Genomic DNA, 4185 nt, shown 5'->3' with positions numbered 1-4185 from the left:
GTCGTTGACCGGGAGGGCGTCGAGACGCACCCAGGCCACCGGGAGCATGTAGTCGGGAAGGGTCAGGGCGAGGGCATCGCGCAGGCTGCGGGCGGTAACGCCGTCCTCGTGGCTTACGTAGTAAGCGACAAGGCGCTTTTCGCCGGGTGTGTCTTCACGCGCGATCACGGCCGCCGCGGCGACGCCGGGCAGGGCGCGAAGCACGATGTCGATCTCGCCGGTCTCGATGCGATAACCGCGGATCTTCACCTGTCCGTCGACGCGACCGACGAAACCAAGGTTGCCGTCGGGCAGCCAGTGCACGAGGTCGCCTGTGCGATAACGGGTGCCGCCAGCGACGAAGCGCTCAGCGGTGAGTTCAGGGCGGTTGAGGTAGCCACGTGCGACGCCGTTGCCACCGATGTAGAGCTCACCGACGGTGCCGGGTTCGACTTCGTTGCCTGTCTCATCGAGCACATCGAGCACATGCAGCGACGTCTCGCCGATCGGCGTACCGATGGGAATCGCGCGAAGTTCGTCGGGCAGTTCACGTGGAATGCGATACGTCGTCGCGAACGTCGTGCATTCGGTCGGACCGTAACCATTGATGAGCTGGGTTGCCGGGAGCGCGGAATACGCCTTGCGCACATGCGGCACGGAAAGCGCTTCGCCGCCGGTGAGTACGACACGCAGGCCGGAAAGATTGCTCGCATCATCGTCGACGATGGCATTGAACAGCGCAGCGGTGAGCCACGCTACTTCGGCGCCATGGCGTTCGACAGTGCGCGCGATGCCGCAGCCCGTGGGAACCCGCTCGCCGTAGACGACGCAGGTGCCGCCATTGAGCAACGGACCGAAGATCTCGAACGTGGAAGCATCGAAGCCGAGCGGCGCGGCATGCAGCACCTTCGGCGCATCGAAGTCGATGTAATCCGAACGCAGCACCAGGCGAAGGATGGCGACATGACGAATCTCGACGCCCTTAGGCGTACCGGTCGACCCGGACGTATACATCGCATAAGCAAGATCGGCCCCCTCACCCCCCTGTAGGAGCCGCTTCAGCGGCGAAGGGCGCTCGCCACTAGCCGTCTCCAGCTCCGGAACCGTAAAGAGAGGAATCTCATCACTGAGAACTTCCAGCCCTTCGTCAGCGACAATGGCCGCCACATCCGCATCCCGCAGCGCAAACGCCACGCGCTCAACGGGCCACCGCGTATCGATCGGCAGATAGGCTGCACCGGCTTTCAGTACACCGAACACGGCAACGATCGCCTCGACGGAACGCTCCATCAGCAGTGCGACATAGCTACCCGGCTCCACACCGGCCGCCACCAGGCCTGCCGCGATGCGATCGCTGCGGGCGTCCAGTTCGGCATAGGTCAGGGTCGACGCGTCCGACGCGATGGCGATCCGCTCCGGATAGGTGCGAGCCACCGAGGCGAAGCGTCCGTGGACGGTGTCGGCGCCGTGCTGGCTGCTGGATGGTGCGTCATTCATCGTATGGCCTCGTACCCGTTGGGAGAGCGCGAAGGCATAGGCCAAATGGACGAGGCGGCAACAGCGAACCCATGCGAGGCGCTGAATGCGTCGCAAAAGCTTGCCGTGGTGCCCCTGTCATCCCTCATCCACCGTGCCGTGCCTTCGGCTTTCATGCGATCCCCCGTCACGCGTCAGGGACGGTGTGTCCCTTTCGCGTCTGTGGAATCTTTATAGCCCGCGGGTCAGGGGCGGCATATACAACTGGCGTGCTAGCCGGGGTGGGCAAATGGCTGAGGGGCGAAGGCGAAGGTGCCGGCATCAAGGTCGTTCAGGTCGTCGTAGCCCAGGCCGCCGTCGATCGTGGTGCTGATGGAGGCGGGCGGGACTCTCTGCTGAATCGTGTCGGTTGTCATGGTTGCCGTTCCTTGGCTTACGTCGGGCGCATGCCTTCAGTCGTAGGTGAGTCGGATGTTGTCGATCCCCATGTAGTCGTGCCCTCGGGCTTGATGGAACGAAACAGTGCGGATAAGCCCCTCGTCACGCAAATGATATGCGGCGGATTGACACCGAGCCGGGCTTATCGTTGGTATACCCAAACCAGAGACTGAACTTTCCGTCGATGAAGGCCAATTGGAAGGTCGAGGAGCCTTGGTCAAGAATATATTCACCTGGCGCTCCCATACTATTTAGGTATGTGACTTTGACCCGACCTGACACGTCAGAAAATTCGATGGTCAAGAAGTGTTGGTTCCGTGCCGTCCCTTCTTTGCATTGAAAGCTCAAGTTGTCCGTCTGCGAGGTATTCGAGGTATTGATCCTTAGTGCCGACCCATCGGTTCTGACGTCGAAGAGCGGCGGTACGGGGCCAACGGCTACGAGGCCGAAATCTTTCGACATGCCAACGGGAATGGTAGCCGCCGGGTCTAGTGAGAAGTCATGGATATTTCCAACCTGCGCGGCGACCGGATATGTTCCGTAGTGCGGCGGTGTTGCACTGTCGCTCACCATGATCTCCGCGCGGCCGTTGTTGATGGCCTGGATGATGCCGTTTGTGGCGTCGGTGACCTTGACGTTGGGGCCGATTGATTTGTACAGATACGGTGGCACGCCACCGCTGGCCTGGTGGCCTTGCGTGGGGTTGGTATCGGTCAAGGTGAGGAGCGAGGTGTCGATCTCGAAGGGCACCACTACGTCGATCTGGAACGTCACGGTCGCCGATGGCACGGTCACGCCCGTACCCAGCCGGCGCACGCTATAGCTGACAACCACGTTGCCGCCGGTGTTCTGGACAATAAAGTCACGACCCGCATAGTCGGCCGGTGGCTTGGCCGCATCGGCGACCTTGTAAGTCTGCGTGCGGGTGGACACGATGCCGACCCAGCGATAGGTGATCTCGTCGCCTTTGGCGATGCGGTCGTAAAGCGGCGTCTGGAGCACAGCTTCCGTGCTCGCCGGGTCGAGGAAGCCGCCGTTTTCGATGAGGCTGCCTTTGTCGTCTTTCACGACGGGCGCAGGCAACGGCTGTTCGGCACTGCCGCGGCGCACACGCAGATCCAGATGCGCCGACTCCTGTTCCTGCAGGGCGCGGATGAAAGCACGGCGGCGCGTGCTGTAGGGGACGACGCGGTAATAGCCATCGATCCGTCCATCGAGGAATTTCAGGATATCGACCTGCGCAACGGTGAGGCTGAGTGGCCTGACCGTGGTGACTTGCCGGTCGGCCTGGTAACGCACGGGCGTGCCATCGCCGGCGGTGCCGTCGAGGAACAGCGTGACCGTGTCGTTGAGCGCCATCGTCGGGTACACGTCGAACCTGTCGTTCCAGCGCTACGGCTACGACTTCGACCAGCAGGTCAACGCATTGCAGGTCGGCGGCAGCCTCATCGCGCTCGATGGCGACAACGGCACGTTGCGCGCGGGTTGGGCAGCTGACCACGGCACGACGCGTGTCACACCCAAGGCAGCCGACGGCAACAGCTCGGCGAAGTACAACGCCAATGGCATGTCTGCCTGGATGACTTGGCAGCATGGCGGCGGCCTGTGGGTCGACGGTGTGCTCGGTTCCACGCGCTACCGTGGTGATGTCGGCACGGACCTGCGGGGCGGTGACGTCGGCACGGTGCGTGCGAATGGCTGGATCATGTCGGTCGAGACTGGCATGCCGTTTGCGCTGGGCAACGAATGGACCGTCGAGCCACGCTTCCAGCTGAAGCACCAGTCACTGAATTTCCGCGACTTCACCGACGGCGATGGACTGGACGTCCGCCTGGGTACCGCGAAGCAGACGAGTGCGACGGTGGGCGCACGCCTCATGCGCACTGCCAACCCGGTATTCATGCCGTACGCCAACCTCGATCTCACGCATACGAGCAACGGCGACCCGAGCGCGGACGTGTCCAGTGCGGACTGGGGCCTTGCCGATCGCTTCGGGTCGGGGCGCGTGGGCAATGCGTACAAGGTGGCTGCGGGTGCGGTCAGCCAGCTGGGCGAGCACGTTCAGGTTTTCGGTGAAGGCACGTACCAGCACTTCGTCGGCAGCTATGGCATGCGGGGTTGGGCAGGTAACGTGGGGGTTCGCGTTACGTTCTGAGTGGGTTTCTCGTTGGTCGACACCGCGGGGCCGCGTGCGAGGTGCGCTCTATGCATCCAGCGTCCCTTGCGCGTTCGTGCTCAGTCTGAGGCGTCCGTGCCCTTGGCGTCCCTGCGCAGACTGAAGCGGCCTTGCTC

Annotated in this window: 4 protein-coding genes; 1 reads left to right on the top strand and 3 read right to left on the bottom strand. The window is 63.0% G+C overall.

All coding sequences use genetic code 11. The features are described from left to right. The 3 genes from AC1DT2_RS16855 to AC1DT2_RS16845 all read right to left on the bottom strand — a co-directional run. Positions 1-1476, bottom strand: a 1476-nt coding sequence (locus AC1DT2_RS16855; RefSeq protein ID WP_477297606.1) for an amino acid adenylation domain-containing protein, incomplete at its 3' end; no start/stop codon positions are given. Between the two features lie 251 nt (positions 1477-1727). Next, positions 1728-1871, bottom strand: coding sequence for a hypothetical protein (locus AC1DT2_RS16850; protein WP_477297605.1), 144 nt, complete (start codon positions 1869-1871; stop codon positions 1728-1730). Between the two features lie 124 nt (positions 1872-1995). Then, positions 1996-3252 (bottom strand): hypothetical protein, encoded by a 1257-nt coding sequence (locus AC1DT2_RS16845; RefSeq protein WP_477297604.1) that lies wholly within the window; start codon positions 3250-3252, stop codon positions 1996-1998. Between AC1DT2_RS16845 and AC1DT2_RS16840 the strand changes: the two genes are divergently transcribed. Next, positions 3230-4048, top strand: coding sequence for an autotransporter outer membrane beta-barrel domain-containing protein (locus AC1DT2_RS16840; RefSeq protein WP_477297602.1), 819 nt, complete (start codon positions 3230-3232; stop codon positions 4046-4048). The genes AC1DT2_RS16845 and AC1DT2_RS16840 overlap by 23 nt on opposite strands. Positions 4049-4185 lie beyond the last annotated feature (137 nt).

This window comes from Luteibacter sp. P4_E6, assembly GCF_056401535.1.
Note: the sequence above shows the minus strand (reverse complement) of the source record. Positions and strands in the feature narration are given on the sequence as shown.

Bases quoted from the DNA above. Each gene is read 5' to 3' on its own strand.
- AC1DT2_RS16850 (WP_477297605.1), bottom strand. From the start codon at position 1,871: ATGACAACCGACACGATTCAGCAGAGAGTCCCGCCCGCCTCCATCAGC.
- AC1DT2_RS16845 (WP_477297604.1), bottom strand. From the start codon at position 3,252: ATGGCGCTCAACGACACGGTCACGCTGTTCCTCGACGGCACCGCCGGC.